This is a genomic window from Planomicrobium stackebrandtii (genome assembly GCF_030814955.1).
Taxonomy (GTDB): domain Bacteria; phylum Bacillota; class Bacilli; order Bacillales_A; family Planococcaceae; genus Planococcus; species Planococcus stackebrandtii.
Window position 1 is genome coordinate 125,382 of the sequence record NZ_JAUSWB010000008.1, and the last position, 23,166, is coordinate 148,547.

The 23,166-nt window shown below is 42.9% G+C and carries 24 protein-coding genes, 1 pseudogene and 1 riboswitch; of the genes and pseudogenes, 19 read left to right on the plus strand and 6 right to left on the minus strand.

What is annotated here, in order from left to right; all coding sequences use genetic code 11:
* Nucleotides 1–275: 275 nt before the first annotated feature.
* A complete protein-coding gene (locus tag QOZ98_RS15575) occupies nucleotides 276–1,130 on the minus strand; it encodes an alpha/beta fold hydrolase (RefSeq protein ID WP_308788278.1) in 855 nt (284 codons plus the stop codon).
* A gap of 39 nt (nucleotides 1,131–1,169) precedes the next feature.
* Nucleotides 1,170–1,634, minus strand: a complete 465-nt coding sequence (locus tag QOZ98_RS15580) for a VOC family protein (protein WP_308788279.1) — start codon at nucleotides 1,632–1,634, stop codon at nucleotides 1,170–1,172.
* Between the two features lie 336 nt (nucleotides 1,635–1,970).
* On the opposite strand from QOZ98_RS15580, the gene QOZ98_RS15585 reads away from it, so the two are divergent.
* The 7 genes and pseudogenes from QOZ98_RS15585 (at nucleotide 1,971) to QOZ98_RS15615 (ending at nucleotide 7,301) form a co-directional block, all read left to right on the plus strand.
* Nucleotides 1,971–2,939, plus strand: a complete 969-nt coding sequence (locus tag QOZ98_RS15585) for an MBL fold metallo-hydrolase (RefSeq protein WP_308788280.1) — start codon at nucleotides 1,971–1,973, stop codon at nucleotides 2,937–2,939.
* A gap of 59 nt (nucleotides 2,940–2,998) precedes the next feature.
* A complete protein-coding gene (locus tag QOZ98_RS15590; RefSeq protein ID WP_308788281.1) occupies nucleotides 2,999–3,781 on the plus strand; it encodes an aminoglycoside 6-adenylyltransferase in 783 nt (260 codons plus the stop codon).
* A gap of 301 nt (nucleotides 3,782–4,082) precedes the next feature.
* A pseudogene (locus QOZ98_RS15595) lies at nucleotides 4,083–4,379 on the plus strand (NUDIX hydrolase); the annotation flags it as partial.
* Between the two features lie 126 nt (nucleotides 4,380–4,505).
* Nucleotides 4,506–5,039, plus strand: coding sequence for a nucleoside/nucleotide kinase family protein (locus tag QOZ98_RS15600; protein ID WP_308788282.1), 534 nt, complete (start codon nucleotides 4,506–4,508; stop codon nucleotides 5,037–5,039).
* Complete coding sequence (locus tag QOZ98_RS15605; RefSeq protein WP_308788283.1) at nucleotides 5,036–5,596, plus strand: GNAT family N-acetyltransferase; 561 nt, start codon at nucleotides 5,036–5,038, stop codon at nucleotides 5,594–5,596. The genes QOZ98_RS15600 and QOZ98_RS15605 overlap by 4 nt, the downstream gene beginning before the upstream one ends.
* Entirely contained in the window at nucleotides 5,568–6,041 is a 474-nt protein-coding gene (locus QOZ98_RS15610) for a GNAT family N-acetyltransferase (protein WP_308788284.1), read from the plus strand. The genes QOZ98_RS15605 and QOZ98_RS15610 overlap by 29 nt, the downstream gene beginning before the upstream one ends.
* 492 nt (nucleotides 6,042–6,533) lie before the next feature.
* Nucleotides 6,534–7,301 carry a SurA N-terminal domain-containing protein gene (locus QOZ98_RS15615; RefSeq protein WP_308788285.1) on the plus strand — a complete coding sequence of 256 codons (768 nt, stop codon included), beginning with the start codon at nucleotides 6,534–6,536 and terminating at the stop codon, nucleotides 7,299–7,301.
* Nucleotides 7,302–7,348: 47 nt separating this feature from the next.
* Here the strand turns inward: QOZ98_RS15615 and QOZ98_RS15620 are convergent, their stop codons facing one another.
* On the minus strand, nucleotides 7,349–7,813 hold the full coding sequence (locus tag QOZ98_RS15620) for a hypothetical protein (RefSeq protein WP_308788286.1): 465 nt from the start codon (nucleotides 7,811–7,813) through the stop codon (nucleotides 7,349–7,351).
* A gap of 598 nt (nucleotides 7,814–8,411) precedes the next feature.
* On the opposite strand from QOZ98_RS15620, the gene QOZ98_RS15625 reads away from it, so the two are divergent.
* Together QOZ98_RS15625 and QOZ98_RS15630 are read left to right on the plus strand one after the other, a co-directional pair.
* Complete coding sequence (locus QOZ98_RS15625) at nucleotides 8,412–9,908, plus strand: glycine betaine uptake BCCT transporter (RefSeq protein ID WP_308788287.1); 1,497 nt, start codon at nucleotides 8,412–8,414, stop codon at nucleotides 9,906–9,908.
* Nucleotides 9,909–9,986: 78 nt separating this feature from the next.
* A complete protein-coding gene (locus tag QOZ98_RS15630) occupies nucleotides 9,987–10,886 on the plus strand; it encodes a 5'-3' exonuclease (protein WP_308788288.1) in 900 nt (299 codons plus the stop codon).
* On the opposite strand, the gene QOZ98_RS15635 is transcribed toward QOZ98_RS15630, so the two are convergent.
* The 3 genes from QOZ98_RS15635 to QOZ98_RS15645 form a co-directional block, all read right to left on the minus strand.
* On the minus strand, nucleotides 10,864–11,379 hold the full coding sequence (locus QOZ98_RS15635) for a cysteine peptidase family C39 domain-containing protein (RefSeq protein ID WP_308788289.1): 516 nt from the start codon (nucleotides 11,377–11,379) through the stop codon (nucleotides 10,864–10,866). The genes QOZ98_RS15630 and QOZ98_RS15635 overlap by 23 nt on opposite strands.
* A 28-nt stretch (nucleotides 11,380–11,407) precedes the next feature.
* The gene (locus tag QOZ98_RS15640; RefSeq protein ID WP_308788290.1) at nucleotides 11,408–11,872 is read right to left on the minus strand and encodes an STAS domain-containing protein; all 465 of its coding nucleotides are present in this window, start codon (nucleotides 11,870–11,872) and stop codon (nucleotides 11,408–11,410) included.
* A gap of 151 nt (nucleotides 11,873–12,023) precedes the next feature.
* Complete coding sequence (locus tag QOZ98_RS15645; RefSeq protein ID WP_308788291.1) at nucleotides 12,024–12,344, minus strand: thioredoxin family protein; 321 nt, start codon at nucleotides 12,342–12,344, stop codon at nucleotides 12,024–12,026.
* Between the two features lie 210 nt (nucleotides 12,345–12,554).
* On the opposite strand from QOZ98_RS15645, the gene QOZ98_RS15650 reads away from it, so the two are divergent.
* From QOZ98_RS15650 to QOZ98_RS15695, 10 genes are all read left to right on the plus strand, one after another.
* Nucleotides 12,555–14,939 (plus strand): 3-hydroxyacyl-CoA dehydrogenase/enoyl-CoA hydratase family protein, encoded by a 2,385-nt coding sequence (locus QOZ98_RS15650; protein ID WP_308788292.1) that lies wholly within the window; start codon nucleotides 12,555–12,557, stop codon nucleotides 14,937–14,939.
* A 28-nt stretch (nucleotides 14,940–14,967) separates the two neighbouring features.
* Nucleotides 14,968–16,143, plus strand: a complete 1,176-nt coding sequence (locus QOZ98_RS15655) for an acetyl-CoA C-acetyltransferase (protein ID WP_308788293.1) — start codon at nucleotides 14,968–14,970, stop codon at nucleotides 16,141–16,143.
* A 368-nt stretch (nucleotides 16,144–16,511) separates the two neighbouring features.
* Nucleotides 16,512–18,293, plus strand: coding sequence for an acyl-CoA dehydrogenase family protein (locus QOZ98_RS15660; protein WP_142828911.1), 1,782 nt, complete (start codon nucleotides 16,512–16,514; stop codon nucleotides 18,291–18,293).
* Nucleotides 18,294–18,586: 293 nt separating this feature from the next.
* Nucleotides 18,587–18,940, plus strand: coding sequence for an arsenate reductase family protein (locus QOZ98_RS15665; protein WP_308788294.1), 354 nt, complete (start codon nucleotides 18,587–18,589; stop codon nucleotides 18,938–18,940).
* Nucleotides 18,941–19,020: 80 nt separating this feature from the next.
* A complete protein-coding gene (gcvH, locus tag QOZ98_RS15670) occupies nucleotides 19,021–19,401 on the plus strand; it encodes a glycine cleavage system protein GcvH (RefSeq protein WP_142828915.1) in 381 nt (126 codons plus the stop codon).
* Nucleotides 19,402–19,651: 250 nt separating this feature from the next.
* Nucleotides 19,652–19,990, plus strand: a complete 339-nt coding sequence (locus QOZ98_RS15675; RefSeq protein ID WP_308788295.1) for a toprim domain-containing protein — start codon at nucleotides 19,652–19,654, stop codon at nucleotides 19,988–19,990.
* Nucleotides 19,991–19,995: 5 nt separating this feature from the next.
* Complete coding sequence (locus QOZ98_RS15680) at nucleotides 19,996–20,322, plus strand: thioredoxin family protein (protein WP_308788296.1); 327 nt, start codon at nucleotides 19,996–19,998, stop codon at nucleotides 20,320–20,322.
* Nucleotides 20,323–20,355: 33 nt separating this feature from the next.
* Nucleotides 20,356–20,460, plus strand: a riboswitch (SAM riboswitch).
* 88 nt (nucleotides 20,461–20,548) lie between these two features.
* Nucleotides 20,549–21,574 (plus strand): methionine ABC transporter ATP-binding protein, encoded by a 1,026-nt coding sequence (locus QOZ98_RS15685; RefSeq protein WP_308788297.1) that lies wholly within the window; start codon nucleotides 20,549–20,551, stop codon nucleotides 21,572–21,574.
* Nucleotides 21,567–22,235, plus strand: a complete 669-nt coding sequence (locus tag QOZ98_RS15690; RefSeq protein ID WP_308788298.1) for a methionine ABC transporter permease — start codon at nucleotides 21,567–21,569, stop codon at nucleotides 22,233–22,235. The genes QOZ98_RS15685 and QOZ98_RS15690 overlap by 8 nt, the downstream gene beginning before the upstream one ends.
* 48 nt (nucleotides 22,236–22,283) lie before the next feature.
* Complete coding sequence (locus QOZ98_RS15695; RefSeq protein WP_308788299.1) at nucleotides 22,284–23,096, plus strand: MetQ/NlpA family ABC transporter substrate-binding protein; 813 nt, start codon at nucleotides 22,284–22,286, stop codon at nucleotides 23,094–23,096.
* The last annotated feature ends 70 nt before the right edge of the window (nucleotides 23,097–23,166 follow it).

Sequence of the window (23,166 nt, forward strand, 5' to 3'; positions counted from 1 at the left end):
TTATAGTATCAAGGGAGGAGTAAGTTTTATTGGGAAAGTTAAAATTCATCCACTGATCATCTGCCTTTTGTTAATTTCTTCTATCACAATGATATTATACGCTTATCAGAGTTATGTGGATCAGGAAACAGGAAGTGGAGTAGGCTTTACCTTATTAGCAGTAGCCCTGTTCGCAATGGCGCTACATAGTTTTTTTAGAAATAGAAGGATTCATAATGAAGCAGGTAAGTGAACTTTGTTTGATAAAATAAACTGGTTATTTTAACATTTTTAAATTACATTTTTTCATTTACCCAATTTATAACGAGAGAGGCAGTCTGTTCAGGCTTATCCCATTGAAGCATATGGAAAGAATCAGGAATGGCTATTGCTGTTATATCTTTAATGGTTTCTCGTAGCTGTAGAATGCCTTTAGTTCTTGCTGTTTCTAAGCTTTTTGGTTGTTCAGCATAAATCAGAAGTGTCGGCACCTTGATGAAGGGATAGGTTTCAGCGAAAGGTTCTTTAAAGAAAGCTTTTATAATAGCTAATACAGTAAATTTTGATGCCACTAATTCAAATTTTCCGTCTTGCCGTTGATGGAAGAGAGAAGCCGCATACTGTTCTTTAGTGGAATTCCATTGGTTTGTATAAGTCTGATACTCTCTGGGAATTTCTGTCTCCTCTGTAAATACCGATTGCTCCATATAATTATTCCAGCCGGAGTAGGCATAATCAAACGTCATTTCAGGTTGGTTTTGTGGAAAAGTAAAGCCGCCATCAAGCAGAATAAGTCCCAACACCTTGTCGGGATAAAAGCGGGTGAAATGCAGAGCAGCATCTGCTCCCCAGGAATGCCCCAAAATATAAAAAGACCCTGTAACAATTTCTCCTATTACATAATGAAGCCATGCAGCCAAATTCGAAAACAAATATTGCTCTTCTTGTGCAAATGGGGGAGTCTTTCCGTGACCTGGGCTGTCTATAATAATTATATGGAATTTCTCTTTTAAATAAGGAACCAGTTCACCAAAACTATAGAAACTATTCCCGGCAAGCCCATGCAGGCAAACAATGGTCGGATTCTTTACATCCCCATATTCATAATAACTTACGTTCCTTTCTCGTATTGAACTTCCAATGTTTAGCATTCTTTTCCCTGCCTCCATATATAAGTCTCAAGAACTCTTCTAAGAAGATTGGTTAAACTTTTCCCAATCACTCCAGTACATATTTTCATTCAAGTCAGGATTGTTCTTTTCCACTTTACAAATAAACTCCAGACTGTTTCCATCAGGATCATCAAAATGTACTTTTGCATGTCCATATCCATCATTTGGCATCACAAAAGGCTCAGTCGGTTCAAAACCAAAAGCCTTTCTTGCTGAAATTCCTTTATCTTTGAGCCAGGCGATTGAAATCTTTAAGTCCTCCAATTCCACTTGAAAAGCGATGTGCCGAATAGAAGGATGATAGTCCAGTTCGACTTTTTCCGTTTGCCATAAACCCAACCAGCTTTTTTCTTTTTCAATCCATAGGAATGCTACGCGTCCTTCGATACAATGATCGAACTCCAATCCGAGACCTTCATAAAATTGAATGGAACGGTCTAAGTCGCTGACGGGCAAATGTGCCTCATATAATCCTTTAATCATTGCCGCAAATATCTCCTTTAAAAGTTTCAATTATTATTGTCCTCATAAATCTTCAGACTCGATTAATTCTTTTTTCTTCCATTTGCCTTCTCTGTTTGAATAATATTGCTTCATCAAGGGGAACAATTCACTTTCAAGCTTTCGATTGTTATAAACAATCAAGTATTTTCATTATACTATAATATTCTGGAAATTAATTGGATTTAAATATAGTAGTTCGATATAGTAATTAAAAGGAATAATTTTCTTTTAAACTAATTGAAGATGGAATTCTAAGTTTTTAAAAAAATCAATTTGATGAATGGAAATTTTAAAAGCTGCATAATGGGGGTACTTATGAAAATGGAAACCTTAGTCCATACTGAATATTTTAATTTGAACAAGATAGCTAATGGAGTATTTGCAGCAATCGCAAAAGCGGGTACCGGCGCCTTGAGCAACGCAGGATTTGTTGATTTAGGAACTGAGTTGCTTATATTTGATTCGTTCAATACTCCATCTGCAGCTCAAGAACTCAGGAAGCAAGCTGAAGGACTTACTGGAAAAAAAGTGAAATATCTTGTCAATAGCCATTACCATAGCGATCATATTTTTGGAAATCAAGTTTTTAAAGAAGAGATTATTATTTCTACGGAGTTAACTAAAAACTGGATCAGAGAAAAGAACGCAATAATGGATGTCGATACCGAACTTAAGGAATTTCAACAATTTCTAGAAAATTTAAAGTTACAGATTTTAGCAGAGGAAAAAGAAGTAATTAAGCAAAGCTTAACCAATCAATTGGCGGAAATGGAGAAGTTGTTAGCTGAACTGCCCACTTTACAACTTGTAATTCCTAATCTTACTTTTGAAAAAAAGTTAGTCATTTACGGATCGGAGCGGCATGTAGAGTTGTACTGCCTAGGGGGAGGGCATTCGCCGAGTGATACATTTTTATATGTTCCGCAAGAAAAAGCGGCCTTTATGGGGGATATAGTAACCGAAAAATTGCATCTGCCAATTATACAGCCAGAAGAGTTTTTAAGCACATTGCAGGAGACTAAGAAAATGGATATTCACATACTCATGCCTGGGCATGGAGAAGTTGGAGACACCAAAAAAATCGACACCATGATTCAATACATATCTATGTTAACAAACGCCGCAAAATGCGCGCATGAAACAAATATTTCTATAGAAGATTTTGTTTCTTCCTTTGTACTGCCTCAGAAGTACAAAGAGTGGAAAGGCAGCAAAGGAGTCGAGCGTAATCTGGTGGGGATTTATAGGTTTTATGCAACGAATAACCACAGAAGTGAGTCTTGATTTTTTGTGAGAATTTGGAAAAAAGAATTTAAATATTCAATTGTCGTGGAGGGTGAAGTATGTATACTTCAGAAGAAAGAAGAATTTTTTTTGATAATACCATAGTTAAATTGGAATCTTTAAGTCTAGTGGAAGGTGTCGTCCAGATAGGCTCTGGAGTAGTTGGATTTAGTGATGAATTTTCTGATATAGATTTGATGGTTGCTACACCGAGGGTAGAGGATGCAGTAATGGTTAAAAATACTGTTCATCAGTTATTTGAGGAGTTTAATCCGGTCTATATAAAAGAAAAACAATTCAGTAAAGAAATCTTTCTTCTTATTATATTTCTGGAAAATCAGTTGGAGTTTAATGTCTCCATTGTCCCTAAAGAATTATTATCAGTGAAGTCGCCTTTATGGAAAGTAATTGTTGATAAAACGGGACTAGTATCTGAAAAAATGAATATTGAACAAGAGGAACTCGAAAAAGTACCAGTAAAGTATGAAGTTGGATTTGATGTACAATTTGAGTTTGTTTACTGTGCTATGAGTTTAGACAAAGCCCTTAGGAGAAATAACATAATCTACGCACTTAACATGCTTGAGACAATGCGTACCTATACTCTGCATCTTCAAGTGATGAACGAAAAGAAGAAGCTACACCAGTTTAAAGCTTATGATACGCTAGATACAGCCTTTAAAAATGAATACTTAACAACATATCCCGAAAAAAATAGTATTGGTAGTTTAAAGAAGTCTTCTGAAAAACTAAAAGTACTGTTCAATAAAGTAGTGAATCAAAGTTCTGTTTTCACTATGGATAGTGATTTGCAGCAACTTCTTAAAATCTCTTTTGTTTGATGGCGATATGTAAAGTGGCAATGGGCTAAATAATGCTTATTTATCAATCATTTGATAATGGGTTTTTTGTTTGTTTTTATAGTTTCGTTCATGGGTATTTTTCAAACGACTATAGAAAAATTGAATTTCAAAGTAGCTAACAATAGTACCCCTAAAAACAATCAGCCAAAATATCTAACCCGAAATTTTTAATGGAGTTGAGCATATGATTTCACAGGCACTGGTGTTGCAAGAAAATAAAATTTTAATGGTCCGGCAATATGTACAAAGAGGAGATATTGTATAAAACTTTCCTGGCGGCGGGATAGAAGAGGGGGAAACTCCTGAAGAAGCTTGTATTAGAGAAGTAAAAGAAGAAACAGGATACGATGTTGTTGTTAAAAAATTGCTTTTTAGTAAAGACGATAAATATACTTTCGTTGCAGAGATCACAGGCGGCAATATCAACTTGGATTCTAGTCTTATGGCGAACAGAGACATTATTGATGTTGCGTGGATTTCAATAGATGATCAAAAAAAGTTTGATAGCATTACGGCACCACTATTAGAACTATTAATTTTTCATAAAAAAAGCATGTGTACGGAGTTAAATTACTGACTAAAATTTTGTTAGAAATCAGTATGGCTGATTGACCAAGTGTATTGTAAACGAAATAAAATAATAGTTTCAATGTTCATATGTCTTGAAAAACTGACCATTAAAATCACAAACAGGAGTGATCCAATGAAAAAAAGTTTGCCTTTTGTCATTTCAATAGCGAGTGTATCGGGAGGAGGGAAAACGACGATTGTTAACCGGCTAACGCAGCAATTTGGAAATTCCAAAGCTCTTTATTTTGATGATTATGATTTTGAAGGGCCAGATGATATTTTGAAATGGGTCGACGATGGCGCTAATTCCAGTGAATGGAATTTAACACCACTTCTCAAAGATCTCAAAAGCTTGCTGGAAGAACCTCTCGATTACATTATTATGGATTTTCCATTTGCCTATCAGCATGACCAGATAAGTAGCTTCATCGATCTAGCTGTATTTATTGATACGCCGTTAGACCTTGCATTAGCGCGCCGAATGAAAAGAGACTTTGCAGAAAGTTCCGCTGCTGAAATCCTGCTTCAACTGGAGCATTATGCGCACAAAGGAAGACGTGCTTATCTGGAAATGCTCCATACGATAAAGCCGAATTCTGATGTAGAAATAGATGGGGCGTTATCAATTGATGCCATTACAGATCAATTGCTCAAGCAGGGGAGATGAACCCGATACCTACTGATAATGTAACAATCCGAAAAATGTCCCACAACGACTATAAAATTATGGCTCGGTGGTTAAGCACGCCAGCAGTTTTGGAATTCTTTGGGGATGTTAACGCTCCCTTTACACTGGAACAAGTTCAACGCAAATACGGGCCGAGAATAACCGGGGATGTTCCAATCTATCCATACATAGTAGAACTGGAAAAGGAACCTATAGGTTTTATTCAATACTATCGAATAACTAGAGAAGCACAAAAAGAGTTTGGGTATCAAGACACCCTGCATGTTTACGGCATCGATCAGTTTCTCGGTGCTGAACAATACCATAACCAAGGTTTAGGTACGCTTATGATTACCAAATTTCTCACGAATTTATACCAACAGACTGGAGCAGATATCATCGTTTTAGATCCGGATATTTCCAATGCCAGAGCCATCCGGTGCTATGAAAAATGCGGATTTGTTAAAGCGAAAAAAGTGAAGTGCGGAGCGGGCTGGTTAATGGAACTAAAGACGGGGAGCGTCGGACATGAAGCTGCTAAAAGCGGAAATGAATAAAGAGACAGCGCAAGAAATCTTGAGTTGGCAATACGAACCTCCCTATGATTTCTATAATAATGAGTCCTGTGACTCGGAGTTGGCAGAGTTACTCAATAAAGCATATTTCACAGTTTTGAACGAAAAGGAAGAAACTGTCGGCTTTTTCTGCACCGGAGAAAGTGCCCAAGTGCCGTCCGGAAACCGGTATGAAGTTTATAAAGAGCAGTGTATTGATGTGGGATTGGGGATGAATCCAGCGCTTGTCGGCAAAGGGAATGGCGAGGAATTTGGTCTATTCATCCTCCATTCTATAGAAGAAACTCATCATCAGCTGCCGGTTCGGCTGACTGTTGCTGCATTCAACAAAAGGGCCATTCGTCTTTATGAAAAACTGGGTTTCACTTTAGATAAGCGATTCAGTAATGCTGCGGCCGAGTTTATTACTATGGTGAAAAAGTATTAACTGGGTGTTCGAAAGGTGTTAAGGGCAATGGATAAGAATAAATGATGAAATCCACCATTTGCCGGAAGTATGGAAAAGCAAAACTTGTTTTCAGAATGTGATAAAACTTCCCTAAAATTGACAGTGGAGCTATTCACTATATGCTGATCATTTCGTCCACAGGCTGCTTGCTGGAAATGGATCGCAGTGGAGAATCGGCAGTCTAATGTGAGCGCAGCAAAATGCAGTAGTTTGCTGGCTGCCAAGTGCCTAGTTTATTCTATGCTACTGTTCAAGAAATTCCAGATTTTCTTTGGATACTATAGTTTTTACTTAAATCAACAAAATAGTGCCGATGTGTTTTTTAGCAAATTTAAATGGATGAAACGTTGATATACAGCGAAGAAACCATAGTATTTTTGTCCCTTTACGATGTCCGCCAATGGTTTATGTTTTTACAGTTGGATTGAGTATGCTACAATAACGGACATTATGTTTGAAGGGAGACTACCCATGATTAAAAAATGGTTTTTGACAATAGCGCTTGGAGGATCCATGTTAGCACTAGCTGCTTGTGGAGATGATACTGCAGAAGAAACAACTGGTGAAGAGACGCCGCAAGAGGAAGTTGCAACAGATGAGGAAGGCGAAACGGCGGAACAGCCGGAAATGCCGGAGCCTGATTTGGAAGGCATTCCGGATGTAGTCGCTGAAGTAAATGGCGAAGCAATCGAGAAAGCGGAATTTGAATCGGCTTATACGGGACAATTCCAGCAGATGGCTATGCAGTCACAAATGTCTGGACAGGAAGTTGACCAGGCTCAGTTAAAAGAGCAGGTGGCGGAAAGCTTAGTCGCCCAGGAATTGCTTGTTCAAGAAACTGAAAACCAGGAAATTACTGCATCAGAAGAACAGATCAACACAACTTTAGAAGAACTTTCCCAGCAAAACGGACTTGAATCATCAGAGGAGTTTTTGGCTGCACTTGAAGAGCAGGGTGTCTCTGAAGATGAAGTGATGGAGCAGGTAGAAGCACAAGTTAAAGTAGATCAACTGGTTGCAAGCGAGACCGGCGAAATCAATCCAACAGATGAAGAACTTCAGACATTTTATGATGAAGCACAGGCTCAGCAAGAAGAGGCCGGTGGTGAAGCTCTTCCAGCGTTCGAAGAAGTAAAACCTGAGCTTGAAGAACAGCTTAGAGTGCAAAAAGAAGGAGAAGCTGTCCAAACTTTGGTCGCGGAGCTTCGTGAAGATGCAGATGTTACAATCAATCTATAAATAGAAAAAACCAGATCCCCCTCGGATCTGGTTTTTTTCTGTCCAAATTAAACTATTCGATAAATTTGTTGGGTTACTTCATCCACCTTTATAATGTAAAGGTAGATAAGGCAAAGCAACGCGGCGAGCGGAAGTGCTGCAAAAACCAAGGTTTTCAAACGAGGGCTGATCGAGAAAAAAGAAATATGGTGACGCTCCAAAAACAAAAACAGCCAAACTGGAACTGCAAAAACAATGACTTGCAGAATATTGTGGATAAAATCGATTTCATTTTTCAGCAAGGCAAACCGCAATTGGTCGCCCGTATCCCATAACTCCTTGCTGAACCGATAATTTTCTTGGTTAAAATAACCGATCTGCAGGGCAAACCGTGTTTCCGTTTCACTGTAATCAAGAACTCCCGGAAAAATTTTTAAATTGTAAATCATATAGTACAACAAGAGGAACAAAGAAAAGTAAGACAATACCTTTATCAGCAGGATCGTTTTTTCGCGTCGATGAGTCAATGTCATGGCAGCCTCCTCACAAGTTTGACGGGGTAAATGAAAAGCCCAAGGGTAAGTTTTGGTTTGCTGTATATTTTTAAGCTACCCTAATATTTGGGCATATAACAGTTCTGTTCAATTATCTTTAATTTCTTCCGTTACTGATAGATAAATAAAATTTAATTTTAAAAGTTCCGAAGACCGGACTTGTACAGTTTATACAGTGATTCCATGCTGCTTAGCGAAAAAAAGGCTGAACCAGAGAAAATTAAGCCGTATGACTGCGAAGTGTCTGTCTGCAGCGGTCTCGTCGCAAAATTCGTTTTCTAGAAGAAAACGAATTGGTTGGTCCGAACAATAAGTGCATCAGTATGTAGAATTTTCAGTAAAATTATTTTTGGATTTTCCCAAGGTTTTTTAGGGACAGCAGGTTTGACAGGACAGGAAATTTTCCGTATCCTTTACACTTGTGATAAAGAGAAACTTCAGTTCAGTGGGGTTCTTCATTCGCCGCTGGTTTTTAGTTGATCAATTCGGTCATTAACGGTCAGGGGGCTCCCGCTATAAAAAGTGGGGGTCTTGCTGGGCGTTGAAGCGGAACAAAAAGAAAAAGGAGGGGTACTATATGAAGAAAGTAACCAATGTTTTTTGGATTGCTCTTGCACTCGTATTATTGGCCATTGGCTATGGCGCATTTGCACCCGATAATTTTGCAGAAGTTACCGGGAATATAGAATCATTCCTGACAACTTCGTTTGGATGGTATTATTTATTAATAGTTTCCATCATGGTTTTATTCTGCCTATTTTTCCTTATCAGTCCGATGGGGCAAATTAAATTAGGCAAAGACACAGACAAGCCCGAGTTTTCATTCGGGACATGGATTGCCATGCTGTTTTCAGCAGGAATGGGAATCGGTCTGGTGTTCTGGGGAGCAGCAGAACCGTTGTCGCATTTTGCGATTGACCCGGCAACTGCAGAACCTGGAAGCGCAGAAGCAATGCGTGAATCAATGCGTTTCAGCTTTTTCCACTGGGGAATTCATGCATGGGCTATTTACGCTGTAGTAGCGTTGGCACTTGCTTATTCCCAGTTCCGAAAAGGGGAACCCGGATTGGTTTCCGCAACTTTGAAACCTTTATTCGGTGACAAGATGAAAGGGCCATGGGGAACGCTCGTCGACGTTATCGCTGTTTTTGCAACAGTTGTCGGTGTCGCAACTACCTTAGGTTTTGGCGCTATTCAAATCAATGGCGGCCTGGCTTTCTTATTTGACGGCATACCAGGAGACAATTTCATCGTTCAATTGGTCATTATCGCCATTGTAACGGTCCTGTTCATGATTTCGGCTTGGTCTGGATTGAGCAAAGGGATCAAGTATCTGTCCAACACCAATATGGTGCTGGCAGTAGTCTTGCTTCTGGCGGTTATTATCCTTGGACCAACCCTATTGATTATGAACATGTTCACCGATACAATCGGCACGTACTTCCAGAACCTGGTTGAGATGAGTTTCCGTGCAGGTCCTATTGATGGTGAAAACCGCGCCTGGATCGATGGATGGACCATCTTCTATTGGGCTTGGTGGATATCTTGGGCACCATTCGTTGGTATTTTCATTGCACGTGTTTCCAGAGGACGGACAATTCGCCAATTCCTATTAGGCGTCCTGATGATTCCGACCTTTATCAGCTTTCTTTGGTTCGCTGCTTTCGGTACGACGGCGATCGACGTACAAAACAGCGGTGTGGATTTAACCGGATTGTTGACTGAAGAGACATTGTTCGCGGTGTTTGCTGAATTGCCTCTAGGGGTTATGCTGTCAGTCATTGCGATTTTCCTGATTACAACGTTCTTCGTCACTTCTGCCGATTCTGCGACATTTGTTCTTGGAATGCAGACAACAGGCGGTTCGTTGCATCCGCAAAATTCAGTGAAATTGACATGGGGGATTGCCCAATCGGCAATCGCTGTTATCTTATTGTCAACTGGCGGGCTTGATACATTGCAGACCGTGCTGATCATTGCGGCGTTCCCGTTCTCGATCATCATGCTGCTGATGATGGCATCTTTCTACAAAGCATTAAATATCGAATACAAAGCTATAAAACGCAAACGTTAAAACCGCCGCTTCGGCGGTTTTTTCATTGGAAAAGCGGTATAATGGATGTCAGGCAAAACAGGATGGAGGATTTGGAGCATGGAAAAACCGCACGTATTATTAGTGGATGGAATGGCGCTGCTGTTCCGGTCATTTTTCGCAACATCGGCTGTCGGACAATATTTCCGGACGACTGAAGGTTTGGCAACAAATGGCGTACAGGGATTTGCTAGACACGTACTGGCCGCTAAAACAATGATGAAGCCGACTCACATGGCAGTTTGCTGGGATATGGGAGCACGGACGTTCCGAACAGACCTGTTTGACGGCTATAAAGCAAACCGTCCGGCACCTCCAGAAGACATGGTGCACCAGTTTGATCTGGCCCAATTGGTTTCCGAGCAGCTTGGCTGGAAAAATTACGGCGAAGCTGGGATTGAAGCGGATGATTTTATCGGCTCTTTCACCAAGCAATGGCAGGACCAGGTGGATTTCACGATTATTACCGGTGATAAGGATATGCTTCAGCTGCTGACGCCTTCGGTCAATATTGCATTCATGAAAAAAGGATTTCATGTTTACGATGTTTACACAGAAGCGCGGTTCGTTGAAGAATATGGCATACAGCCTGCACAATTCGCGGATGTCAAAGCATTCATGGGCGATCCAAGTGATGGCTATCCGGGAGTCAAAGGGATAGGGCCGAAGACCGCGCTGCAGCTCATTCAAAACTACGGTTCAACTGACGGTGTCCTCGACGCCCTAGATGAGTTAAAACCCGCGCAGAAAAAGAAAATTGATGAGCATAAAGAAATGCTGCTGCTATCAAAAAAACTGGCTGTCATCAAATGTGACATCCAGTTGGAGGTGCCTTTGGAGAAACTGGCGGTTTCTTCCTACACCCAAGATCATATTCAATTGTGCCGTGACCAGCAATTGCTGCTGCTTGCCAAACAACTGGAGAAAGATGTTGGCGTCACTGCCGATCCTTGGGCATAATCTTCACAAAGGTCAGCACTTTACGATTTTCCAAATAAGAAACCGTCCGCATTTTGCTGGGGCGGTTTTTTTGTCCGTTGTCATGAATATAGAGGAGCAAATCGCCATCTTCCTGCTTAAAGCCGATCAGTGGCACCCAATGGTAGCTGTAAGCCGGCTTCGAAAACCATTGAAGGGTGAAATACCGGTCGAACTTCATGGCAAGCGGCCGACCCGCTAATAATTCTTCCTTCACTTCTTCGATGGTCCGAACTTTTTTTGCCTCATAGCGTGGTCCGGCAATTTTGTGGAAGTTCCTGAGCAGCCTCCAGGTAAACAAGCCGATTGGTGTCGCGCCAAGCAGCCGGTACAGCTGATCGGTGCCGATTTCCAGCCCTTCGTGAAACTGGAGAATGGACGCCGCAGTAACAGGTCCACAGGCAGAAGATCGGTATTTTTTGAGGATAGCTTCATCGTGCTGGGACAGTCCTTGAAAAGCAATCAGTTTCTTCATTGCAGCCACCTCCTGAATGTAAACAGCCTTAACGTTTGGACAGCAATTGATCATTTTCAGTAAGCAGTTGCTGCAAAGCAATTCGGAAAGTCGTATATACTTCCAGCTCCACCTGAATTCCGGCATGGACGATCTCACGTACAAAGAGCGGGTTAAAGCCTGCATAAATTGCACGCAGTCCCATCAAGCCCAAAGCGGAATTTAGTTGGCTTAATTCACTGGCCAATCCGTTATAGTCAAATTCGGCGATATCGTCCGTCGTCACACCCGTAAAGTCGAAGACAACGCGTTCTGTATCCCGGTGCTTTTCCGCATACTTTAAAACCTTGCTGCGGATCATATCAAAACGGTCCTGAAAAATAAAACCGGCGATTGGCACTAGAATGGTTCTTGGAACAATTGATGGGATGATAGGGGCTGACATATTCTTAATCAGTTTTTCGTAATATACTACTTGCTCTTTTAACTCTTTTATTTCTTGCTGTGAATCCATTTATATACCTCCGGAGTAGTTAGTAATAGGGAAGTGCAAATTGAGTAGACCTAGCTATCCCTTCGGATAGATGAGGCGGGCAGCCTAATATCATTGGCCATCCCGGAACAACTCAATTTATTTGGAGCGAAAAAAAGGAGCAGGCGGGCGCCTACTCGTTTTGGTCGTTCAAAAACTCAGTTACTGATTCGGGTGATTTAGCGTTGGCACTGTGAAGATGAGCTGTTTTTTCGCCGTCTTTAAAGATTAGCAGGCTCGGTATGCCCATAACGTCATATTTTTCAGCAAGGTCTGGCAGCTCGTCGCGGTTGACATCAACCCATTGATATTGGCTGAATTCTTCGATGATCGGGTCGATGAACATATCCATGCGCGTACAATCTGGGCACCAGCCAGCTTGGAATTTCACGATTACCGGTTGTGTACCATTTATAACTTCAGTGAATTGTTCGTTTGTAACGATTGATTTCATTTGTATTGCCTCCTTATAGGTTCTCTTTCAGTTTACCGTGCTTTGGCTAAATCGCAAAGAATTTGTTCCTGAAAATTTAAGGGAATTTTTAACGATTAAATATTGCGAAAAAAGAAAATATAACTTACACTAAGGACATAGAGAACGTTCTATTTTTTTTAATTAAAAAATGAATGAGTATTCATTCAAAAATTCAAGGAGGGTTTGCTAGTGGCTTACCAAATTAGAAAAGCGGCTGTACTCGGTTCGGGTGTTATGGGTTCGGGAATTGCAGCGCACCTTGCAAATATTGGAATACCTGTACTATTGCTTGATATTGTCCCGCGTGAATTGACTAAGGAAGAACAGGCAAAAGGCGCAACTCTTGAAGACAAAGCAGTGCGCAATCGGATTGCAGCTGGTTCTATCCAGAAACTGCTTAAGCAGAAGCCGGCTCCACTAACAGCGAAAAAGAATCTTCAATTGATCACACCAGGCAATCTGGAAGACGACTTGAACAATCTAAAAGATGTCGACTGGATCATTGAAGTCATTGTGGAAAATCTTGACGTAAAAAAATCCTTATATGAAAAAATCGATGGCGTCAGAAAAGACGGCACCATTGTTTCTTCCAATACATCAGGCATCAGCATTAACGCAATGGTAGAAGGGCGCTCAGAAGATTTCAGCAAGCATTTCCTGGGAACCCACTTTTTCAATCCACCTCGTTATTTGAAACTGCTGGAAGTGATTCCTGCGAATACTACTGCCCCGGAAGTGGTAGAGTTTATGACAGCATTCGGAGAAGACCGTTTAGGCAAAGGCGTCGTTATCGCCAAAGATACACCAAACTTTATCGCTAACCGGATCGGCACATATGGATTATTGGTGACCTTGCGTGAAATGATGGCGCGCGGCTATTCAATCGGCGAAGTGGACTCGGCAACAGGGCCACTGATCGGCCGTCCAAAATCTGCAACTTTCCGAACTTTGGATGTTGTTGGGCTCGATACGTTTATGCACGTAGCAAAAAATGTCTATGACCAAACTTCGGGTGAGGAACAGCAAGTGTTTAAAGCACCGGAATTCATGGCCACGATGGTTCAAAATGGTTGGCTCGGAGCGAAATCAGGACAAGGATTCTTCTTGAAAAAAGATAAAGAGATTTTAGAGCTGGATCCAGAAACCTTGGAGTACCGCGCAGCTGGTAAATTGAAAACGCCTTCACAGGAAATGGCCAAGCAGCAAAAAGGCCTGGCAGCTAAAATGAAAACGCTTGTCTATGCAGAAGACCGGACGGGGGAGCTGCTTTGGAGCATACTCGCTCCAACATTGCGCTATTCGGCCGAACTGACTGGAGAAATTGCAGACGACATCGTGGCTATCGACAATGCCATGAAATGGGGCTTTGGCTGGGAACAAGGGCCGTTTGAAACGTGGGACGCAATCGGCGTCAAAAAGTCAGTAGAGATGATGAAGCAGGAGGGGCATCCGGTTCCGGCATTTGTGCAGGCTTTGATCGACAGCGGAAACGAAACCTTCTATAAAGAAGAAAATGGTGATTTGCATTTCTTTGACGGTACGAGCTACCAGCCCGTCCCGGTCAATGAAAAAGTCATCGACTTGAAGCGCTATAAGAAAAAACATGGCGTCATCAAATCGAATTCAGGTGCAAGCCTGATTGATCTTGGCGACGGAATTGCCTTGCTGGAATTCCATTCCCGCTCAAACGCCATCGGCATGGACATTATGCAAATGATCAATTTTGCAGTGGACGAAGTAGAGAAAAACTTCAAAGGGCTTGTTATCGGGAACCAGGGCAAAAACTTCTGCGTGGGTGCAAACCTCGGCATGATCCTGATGGAAGCACAAGACGACAATATTTTTGAACTGGATTTTACAATTAAAACCTTCCAAAATGCCATGATGAAGATCAAATACAGCAATAAACCAGTTGTAGCGGCGCCGTTTGGCATGTCGCTTGGAGGCGGAGCAGAAGTGGCATTGCCGGCTGCGCACATCCAGGCTTCAATGGAAACCTACATGGGATTAGTGGAAGCGGGCGTTGGGCTGATTCCCGGCGGCGGCGGAAACAAAGAACTTTATATGAAGCAGCTGAAAGGCTTGCCGCACGGCGTGACCGTGGACTACCAGAACATTGCCAGCAAAGTCTTCGAATCGATTGCGATGGCCAAAGTCTCGACTTCAGCAGAAGAAGCACGTGAAACCAACTTCCTCAACTTCGTAGATGGCATCAGCGTTAACAGCGATCACTTGATTTATGATGCAAAACAAGCGGCTCTGTCGCTCTATGAAAATGGCTACCAAGCGCCTTTGCGTGAAAAAGTGCCAGTCACCGGCGAACCTGGCTACGCGACCCTGTTATTGGGTGCAGAAGGCATGTTCATTTCTGGCTATATCAGTGAATACGACTTGAAAATCGCTAAAAAACTGGCGTTTGTCCTGTCAGGCGGAAAAGTTCCATATGGCACAAAAGTGGATGAGCAGTACTTGCTTGACCTTGAACGCCAAGCATTTTTAAGCCTAGTGGCTGAACCGAAAACCCAGCAGCGCATGCAGCATATGCTGGTCAAAGGAAAACCGTTACGCAATTAATCGTTGATGATAAAAGGAGGAAATTTACATGCGTGAAGCAGTAATCGTGGCCAGTGCTCGAACACCGGTCGGAAAAGCGGGAAGAGGTTCTTTGGCAACTGTTCGTCCGGATGATTTCGGGGCGTTGGTTGTCAGAGAAACGCTACAGCGGGCAGGCGGATACGATGGGCCAATTGATGATTTGATCATGGGCTGTGCCATGCCGGAAGCAGAGCAGGGCATGAACATCGCCCGCAATATCGGAGCACTTGCAGGATTGCCGGATACGGTTTCTGCCGTAACCGTCAACCGTTTTTGCTCGTCAGGTTTGCAGTCAATCGCCTACGCAGCTGAGCGCATCATGGTCGGTTCAGCGGAAGCAATTATTGCAGGCGGTGTGGAGTCGATGAGCATGGTGCCGATGATGGGCAACGTCATCCGCCCCAATGCAAAATTAGCTGAAACGGCACCACAATACTATATGAGCATGGGCCATACGGCAGAACAAGTGGCGACCCAATACGGCATCAGCCGTGAAGACCAGGATGCATTTTCAGTCCGCTCGCATGAAAAAGCGGCAGCGGCCATTGCAGCCGGCCACTTCAATGAAGAAGTAGTTCCGGTCGAAGTGACAAAACGATACGTCGATGAAAACAACAAATACCAGGAGAAATCCTTTATGTTCGAAATGGATGAAGGCGTACGCCACGGCACCAGCATTCAAACCTTGAACAAATTGCGCTCTGCCTTCTCGGCACGCGGATCAGTTACCGCCGGAAACTCTTCACAAACTTCTGATGGCGCTGGTGCTTTGCTCGTGATGGACCGTGAAAAAGCAGAAGCACTTGGGTTAAAGCCCATCGCTAAATTCCGTTCATTCGCAACAGGCGGCGTACCTCCGGAAGTCATGGGAATCGGTCCTGTTGTCGCAATTCCAAAAGCTTTGAAATTGGCTGGATTAACAATCGACGACATTGACGTCTGGGAATTGAACGAAGCGTTCGCATCCCAATCGCTTGGTGTCATCCGCACGCTTGGTTTGGATATCGACAAAGTCAACTTCAACGGAGGAGCCATTGCACTTGGCCATCCGCTGGGTGCGACCGGCTCAATCCTGACAATTCGCATGATGAGCGAATTAAAACGCCAAGGCAAACAGTTTGGCGTCGTCACCATGTGCATCGGTGGCGGAATGGGCGCAGCAGGCGTCTTTGAAATGCTGTAGAAATAGATTTCAAGAACTAAAGAGTAGAGTAGGTCTGAAGAAATCGCTTCAGGCGGACGCTTTCGGGCCCGCAGGATGCGGGTCATGCAGCTAGCGCTGATCCCCCAGGAGTCGCCGCCTTCCGCTCATTCTTCTTAGTTTCGAACTGCACTCTATTAGAGAGTGAAGAATTAGAGGATTTTATTTAGAGATGTGACTACTAGCGCCGGCGCGTCCAAGGGCTAGGCGAAGCAAGAAGACAGGTGTACTTTACCTGGCTTTTTGCGGGAGCCATGCCCAAAGCGACCGAAGCGGATTAAAAATGATAATTCTTTAGCGCAACTTAAAGCATATTCATATAAGCAATTACAAAATAGGAGGAATACAAAATGGAACAATCAAAAACATTGATCAAAGGCGGCAGTTTCTTAATCGAAGATGCGGATCTGTCACGTGTGTTCACACCGGAAGATTTCACGGAAGAGCAAAAAATGATTGCCAAGACGACGGAGGATTACGTCAATACAGAAGTGATGCCGGTCGTTGAAAACTTGGAAAACCATGAGTTTGAGCATTCGGTCCGTTTGTTGAAAACAGCTGGAGAACTTGGCCTTTTGGGCGCAGACGTTCCGGAACAATACGGCGGCTTAGGGTTGGATAAAATCGCTTCTGCATTGATTGCTGAAAAAATGTCTAAAGCAGGCGGCTTCTCGATCACTCACGGCGCACATGTTGGCATCGGTTCATTGCCAATCGTCCTTTTCGGCAATGAAGAACAAAAACAAAGCTATCTGCCGCGCTTGGCGACAGGCGAGATGATTGCAGCATACGCATTGACGGAGCCGAGCTCAGGATCGGATGCACTTGGTGCGAAAACAGTAGCCAAACTGAACGAAGCAGGAACGCATTACGTCTTGAACGGCGAGAAGCAATGGATTACTAATGCCGGATTTGCGGATGTCTTCGTGGTTTATGCAAAAATTGACGGTGACAAATTCTCGGCCTTTATCGTAGAACGCGAATTCCCTGGCGTATCTGTTGGGCCGGAAGAAAAGAAAATGGGCATTAAATCTTCTTCTACACGGACATTGGTCTTGCAGGACGCTGAAGTTCCTGTGGAAAACCTGTTGGGCGAAGCAGGTCGCGGCCATATTATTGCGTTTAACATCCTGAACATCGGCCGCTACAAATTGGGAGTCGGCACAATTGGTGCTTCCAAGCGCGCCATGGAATTGACGATTCCTTATACAAATCAGCGCCAGCAGTTCAAGACGCCGATTTCTTCATTCAACTTGACGCGCGAGAAATTGGCGACAATGGCTTCTAAACTATATGCCGTTGAAAGTTCGGTTTACCGCACAGTTGGGTTGTTCGAAGACCGCATGAGCGGATTTACGGATGAGCAGCATGCAGACGGCAAGTTGGTTGCTGACTCGATTGCTGAATTCGCAGTGGAATGTTCACTCAATAAATTCTTCGGTACAGAAACATTGGATTATATCGTGGACGAAGGCGTCCAATTGCACGGGGGCTATGGCTTTATGCAGGAATACGAAATCGAGCGCATTTACCGCGATTCACGCATCAACCGTATTTTTGAAGGAACCAATGAAATCAACCGCCTGCTTGTTCCGGGAACTCTATTGCGTAAAGCAATGAAAGGCGAACTGCCGTTGTTGCAGCATGCGCAGCAGCTTCAAGAAGAGCTGTTGATGATGATGCCGGAAGAAGTAGGTACAGAAGCATTGGCTCAGGAAAAATACCTGGTGAAAAATGCCAAGAAAATTGCATTGCTTGCAGCCGGGCTTGCGGCTCAGACTTACGGTACGAAATTGGAAGCGGAGCAGGAAGTGCTTGTTAACATCGCAGACATCGTCAGCAACGTCTTTGCGATGGAATCAGTAGTCTTGCGTACAGAAAAGGCGATTGCTGCATCAGGTGAAGAAAAAGCCAAGCAGAAACTTCTCTACACTCAGATTTACTGCCAGGAAGCATTTGATCAGATAGAGAAGGATGCTAAAGAAACATTGATCGCGGCGATCGAAGGAGACAACCAGCGAATGATGCTTTCAGCATTGCGCAAATTGACTCGTTCAACGCCTTACAACGTCATTGCGAAAAAACGCGAAGCGGCTGTCAAACTGATCGACGTCGAGAAATACGTCGTTTAATAGAGTATAAAAACAGGGGCTGTCTCATAACTACAAAATATAAAACCGGCAAAGAAAAGCAATTCTTTTCTTTGCCGGTTTTTAAATGAGCTGACGGGAATGGAAGCGGCGACTCCTGCGGGGTAGCGCAGTGCCGAAATCCACTCGGGCGTTTAGCCCAAGTTAGTTCGGCGCAAGCCCGCGGAAAGCGTCCGCTGGAATGGACGTCAGCCCCTTTTGGGACAGCCCCTGTTTTTTTATTCGTCGACCCCCCGCGTTCTTTTTGGTAAGCTTGAAAAAAAGGGGGTTCTAAATTGATTACGTATTACGCATATCCAAAATGCACGACTTGCCGCAAAGCGAAAAGCTGGCTGGAACAGAATAATGTGGAATACAACGAAGTCCACATTGCAGAAAGTCCGCCAACAAAAGAACAGTTGACTGAGATCTATCAGGCAAGCGGTTTGGAATTGAAAAAGTTTTTTAATACGAGCGGTTTGGTCTATCGCTCGCTAAGCCTGAAAGACAAGTTGTCAAACATGACCGAACAGCAGCAATTGGAGCTTCTGGCTTCAGATGGTATGCTAATCAAACGGCCGCTCGCATGGGACGGCAAACGGGTGACACTTGGTTTTAAAGAAGCGGAATATCAAAATACCTGGTTGTAGAGACATCGCGTCATCTTGTGTTTCACAGCTGTTTATGTCAAACTGAAATTGAATAGACTACATAATTTGGAGGGGTCAAGATGAGTACACCAGCAGAACTTCGTTATTCAAAAGAACATGAATGGGTCAAAATCGAAGACGGCAATGCACGTATCGGAATCACCCATTTTGCACAGGCTGAATTGGGAGATATCGTTTTTGTCGAGCTTCCGCAAGTCGGCGACGAATTGAAAAAAGACCAGCCTTTCGGCAGCGTTGAATCCGTTAAAACGGTTTCGGAATTATATGCGCCTATTAGCGGCAAAGTGGTTGAGGTAAACTCTGAGCTTGAAGACAGCCCGGAATTCGTCAATGAGTCACCTTACGAACAGGCTTGGATGGTGGTTATCGAAGCCCCTTCAGAAGAAGAAGTCAACGAATTGATGACTGCAGACCAATACAAAGAAATGATCAATGAGTAGTCCCGGAAAGCGCCGATTTTTTGGCGCTTTTTTTTGTTCAAGTTTCTCCTGATGCTTCCAATAAGATGAGAAAATAGACGAAAGCTGAAATCATTGTTATTTTTAAGATGACAAACGAATCTGCGGGTGTACTCAAAAGAATGATAACCAGCTATTCGGTATCAAGCTGCTTTTCTTGAAAGTTCAGCCTAAATTAGTATAGTTGAATAACAGGACTTTTCTTATTCTATATTCGATGGGGTGAGTGTTTATGGGAAAGGTGATCGTGGTCGAGGGAATCAGCGATAAGTCGAGGATTGCACCGCTCATTGCAGAACCCGTGACGATTCTTTGCACAAATGGTACAGTAAGTGCATCGAGACTGGAAGAATTACTGTTGCCGTATGAAGGCCAGGACATCATTATACTAGTAGACGCAGACTCCTCAGGAGAAAAATTGCGGAAGCTGGTTAAACGTGAATTTCCGGAAGCCCGCCATTTTTATGTCAACCGGAGCTACAAGGAAGTTGCTGCAACGCCACTCCGTATCTTGATGGATGTGCTCATCGCAGCGAATGTCCAGGTCAATAAGCTATTGATAGAGGGATGAAGAAGATGAAGGAATGGACACATAAAGAATGGATCAAAGAAAAAAATACCAATCACATCACCGCGTTTTATTTATATACGCCGATGTGCGGAACTTGCCAAGTAGCTTCAAAGATGCTGACTGTGGTTACCGAATTGTTGCCTGATCTGCAGATAGGCAAAGCAAACTTAAATTATGTTCAGGAAATCGCGGGCTTATACCAAGTAGAAAGTGTGCCGTGCCTGCTGATTACAGAAGATGGCAAAATCAAGGAAAAAATTTATGCTTTCCAATCGGTCCCAAATTTATATGACAAGTTGAAATCTGTTGACGAATTTAGCACGTCATGGTAAATTGAGATTCTGATAAAAAATTTCATATCAAAACTCTTATTAAGAGTGGTGGAGGGAAGTGCCCTATGAAGCCCGGCAACCGTCATGAAAATGAAATGGTGCCAAATCACACGAAGCGAAAGCTTTGGAAGATGAGAGATTGGTTTCCGTATAATATACGTTTGCCCTTCTGCTCAGTTCTGCGCGGAAGGGTTTTTTATTTTTAGGATGTAGGGGTGTTCAAGAAATGATTGAGTTAAAAAAAGTAACGAAAAAATTCGATACGGGTAAGGCAGTTCTTACAGCTGTTGACGGAGTCGATTTATCCATTTCTGACGGTGAGATATTCGGCATTATCGGATACAGTGGTGCTGGTAAAAGTACGTTGATCCGGTTGTTGAACGGTCTGGAAAAACCAACTTCAGGCACAGTGGAAATTAACGGACAGACCATTACAGCGATCAAAGGCGGAGAATTGCGCAAGGCCCGCCAAAAGGTCAGCATGATTTTTCAGCATTTCAACTTGCTGTGGTCCCGTACAGTAAAAGAAAACATTGAGTTTCCACTGGAGATCGCCGGAGTGTCAAAAGCACAGCGGGGCAAACGGGTTCAGGAGCTGATCGAGCTGGTCGGCTTGACTGGCCGTGAAAATGCTTATCCTTCGGAACTTTCAGGGGGGCAAAAACAGCGCGTTGGCATCGCCCGTGCATTGGCAAACGATCCGGAAGTCCTGTTATGTGACGAAGCAACGTCTGCACTCGACCCGGAAACTACTGATGCCATCCTGGATTTGCTGGTGGATATCAACAAGCGTTTGGGATTGACAATTGTACTGATTACGCATGAAATGCATGTCATCCGAAAAATTTGCCACCGTGTGGCAGTCATGGAAGGCGGCCGGGTTGTTGAACTCGGCGACGTCTTGAATGTTTTCCAATCACCGAAAGAAGAAATCACTAAGCGTTTTGTAGCACAAGTGACCGATTCCGGTGATTCACAGGAAACCATCAAACATCTGCGGGAATTGTATCCGACAGGTGAACTGGTAAAATTGGTTTTTGTCGGCGATCAAACCGAGCAGCCAATCCTGACAAAATTGATACGCAGCCATTCTGTCGAAGTTAACATTGTCCAAGGCAATATCTCGCACACGCAGCGAGGAGCTTACGGCACGCTGATTTTGCAGTTAAAAGGCTCAGCAGCAGAAATTGAAGAAGCACTGGCATTCCTTCGTTTAGAAGATGTCCAAGCGGAGGTGATGCACAATGATTGAATCATTATTCCCGAACGTAGACTGGGACAGCATGTGGGAAGCCACTCTTGAAACACTTTACATGACGACGATATCGACTTTATTTACATTTATTATTGGGTTAGCACTTGGGATTCTGTTGTTTTTGACAGCGCCTAAGCAATTATGGGCAAACAAAGTGGTCAATTGGTTAACTGGCGCATTCGTCAACATATTCCGCTCGATTCCATTTATCATTTTAATCATTCTATTAATCCCATTAACATTATTACTTATGGGAACAATTCGTGGACCTAATGCAGCTTTACCGGCATTGATAATTGGTTCAGCTCCATTTTATGCGCGAATGGTCTTGATCGCGTTAAAAGAAATCGATAAAGGCGTCATTGAAGCAGCTCGGTCAATGGGCGCGACAACTGGCACAATTATTTGGAAAGTATTATTACCAGAATCGAAACCCGCGTTAATCTCTGGTATTACAGTTACGGCTATCGCATTAGTTGGCTATACAGCCATGGCAGGAATTATCGGCGCAGGTGGTCTTGGTACACTTGCTTTCCTAGATGGCTTCCAACGAAGTCGTGAAGACGTCACATTGATGGCAACAATCTTAATTTTAATTATTGTCTTTATCATTCAATATATTGGTGATTTAGTCACAATTAAAGCTGACAAACGGTAAAAACGGATTTTCCGTTCTATAAATAACACACTAAAGGGAGAGATTAAGATGAAGAAATTTGTAGTAGGAACAGCGTTAACAGCATTAGTACTAGCAGGATGCGGAAACGGTGGAGCGAGCGAAGAAGAATCTGCAACATTACGCGTAGGAGCTTCTAACGTGCCTCACGCTGAAATTTTAGAAAAAGCGAAGCCTATGCTTGAAGAACAAGGAATTGACTTAGAAATCGAAACGTATCAGGATTATATCCTGCCAAATAAAGATTTAGAGTCTGGTGAAATTGATGCCAACTATTTCCAAACGGTGCCATACTTAGAGACTCAAATAGCTGATAATGGTTATGAGTTTGAAAATGCTGGAGGGATTCATATTGAACCAATCGGTGTTTATTCACAAAAATATGCTTCTCTTGATGAACTACCACAAGATGCAACCATTTTGATGAGCAACTCGGTATCGGAGCAGGGTCGTATTTTATCGCTGCTTGAGGTAGAAGGCTTAATCACATTGGCAGAAGGTGTAGATAAAACATCGGCTGAAGTGAGTGATATTGTTGAAAATCCGAAAAATTTACAGCTTGAGCCAGACTATGAAGCAGCTTTACTTGTTCAATTGTATGAATCGGGTGAAGGAGATGCAGTCTTGATCAACTCCAACTATGCAATTGATGCTGGCATCAGCCCTCTAGAAGATTCAATTGCAATAGAATCTTCTGATTCGCCATATGTAAATATTATTACTGTGCGTGCAGGTGATGAAGAAAACGAAAACATCACTGCATTAGTAGAAGTATTGAAATCTCAGGAAATCAAAGACTTTATCCTGGAAGAATGGGGCGGCTCTGTCGTACCAGTTGAATAATCCAATATGATAAAAGCATCCCTCGTGGATGCTTTTTTATTTTGTTCAAATAATAAAAATATTTCGCGTT

Bases quoted from the DNA above. Each gene is read 5' to 3' on its own strand.
- QOZ98_RS15640 (WP_308788290.1), bottom strand. From the start codon at position 11,872: ATGGATTCACAGCAAGAAATAAAAGAGTTAAAAGAGCAAGTAGTATAT.
- QOZ98_RS15585 (WP_308788280.1), top strand. From the start codon at position 1,971: ATGAAAATGGAAACCTTAGTCCATACTGAATATTTTAATTTGAACAAG.
- QOZ98_RS15625 (WP_308788287.1), top strand. From the start codon at position 8,412: ATGAAGAAAGTAACCAATGTTTTTTGGATTGCTCTTGCACTCGTATTA.
- QOZ98_RS15635 (WP_308788289.1), bottom strand. From the start codon at position 11,379: ATGAAGAAACTGATTGCTTTTCAAGGACTGTCCCAGCACGATGAAGCT.
- QOZ98_RS15690 (WP_308788298.1), top strand. From the start codon at position 21,567: ATGATTGAATCATTATTCCCGAACGTAGACTGGGACAGCATGTGGGAA.
- QOZ98_RS15610 (WP_308788284.1), top strand. From the start codon at position 5,568: ATGAAGCTGCTAAAAGCGGAAATGAATAAAGAGACAGCGCAAGAAATC.
- QOZ98_RS15590 (WP_308788281.1), top strand. From the start codon at position 2,999: ATGTATACTTCAGAAGAAAGAAGAATTTTTTTTGATAATACCATAGTT.
- QOZ98_RS15615 (WP_308788285.1), top strand. From the start codon at position 6,534: ATGATTAAAAAATGGTTTTTGACAATAGCGCTTGGAGGATCCATGTTA.
- QOZ98_RS15605 (WP_308788283.1), top strand. From the start codon at position 5,036: ATGAACCCGATACCTACTGATAATGTAACAATCCGAAAAATGTCCCAC.
- QOZ98_RS15630 (WP_308788288.1), top strand. From the start codon at position 9,987: ATGGAAAAACCGCACGTATTATTAGTGGATGGAATGGCGCTGCTGTTC.
- QOZ98_RS15600 (WP_308788282.1), top strand. From the start codon at position 4,506: ATGAAAAAAAGTTTGCCTTTTGTCATTTCAATAGCGAGTGTATCGGGA.
- QOZ98_RS15695 (WP_308788299.1), top strand. From the start codon at position 22,284: ATGAAGAAATTTGTAGTAGGAACAGCGTTAACAGCATTAGTACTAGCA.
- QOZ98_RS15680 (WP_308788296.1), top strand. From the start codon at position 19,996: ATGAAGGAATGGACACATAAAGAATGGATCAAAGAAAAAAATACCAAT.
- QOZ98_RS15685 (WP_308788297.1), top strand. From the start codon at position 20,549: ATGATTGAGTTAAAAAAAGTAACGAAAAAATTCGATACGGGTAAGGCA.
- QOZ98_RS15655 (WP_308788293.1), top strand. From the start codon at position 14,968: ATGCGTGAAGCAGTAATCGTGGCCAGTGCTCGAACACCGGTCGGAAAA.
- QOZ98_RS15575 (WP_308788278.1), bottom strand. From the start codon at position 1,130: ATGCTAAACATTGGAAGTTCAATACGAGAAAGGAACGTAAGTTATTAT.
- QOZ98_RS15660 (WP_142828911.1), top strand. From the start codon at position 16,512: ATGGAACAATCAAAAACATTGATCAAAGGCGGCAGTTTCTTAATCGAA.
- QOZ98_RS15645 (WP_308788291.1), bottom strand. From the start codon at position 12,344: ATGAAATCAATCGTTACAAACGAACAATTCACTGAAGTTATAAATGGT.
- gcvH (WP_142828915.1), top strand. From the start codon at position 19,021: ATGAGTACACCAGCAGAACTTCGTTATTCAAAAGAACATGAATGGGTC.
- QOZ98_RS15675 (WP_308788295.1), top strand. From the start codon at position 19,652: ATGGGAAAGGTGATCGTGGTCGAGGGAATCAGCGATAAGTCGAGGATT.
- QOZ98_RS15620 (WP_308788286.1), bottom strand. From the start codon at position 7,813: ATGACATTGACTCATCGACGCGAAAAAACGATCCTGCTGATAAAGGTA.
- QOZ98_RS15580 (WP_308788279.1), bottom strand. From the start codon at position 1,634: ATGATTAAAGGATTATATGAGGCACATTTGCCCGTCAGCGACTTAGAC.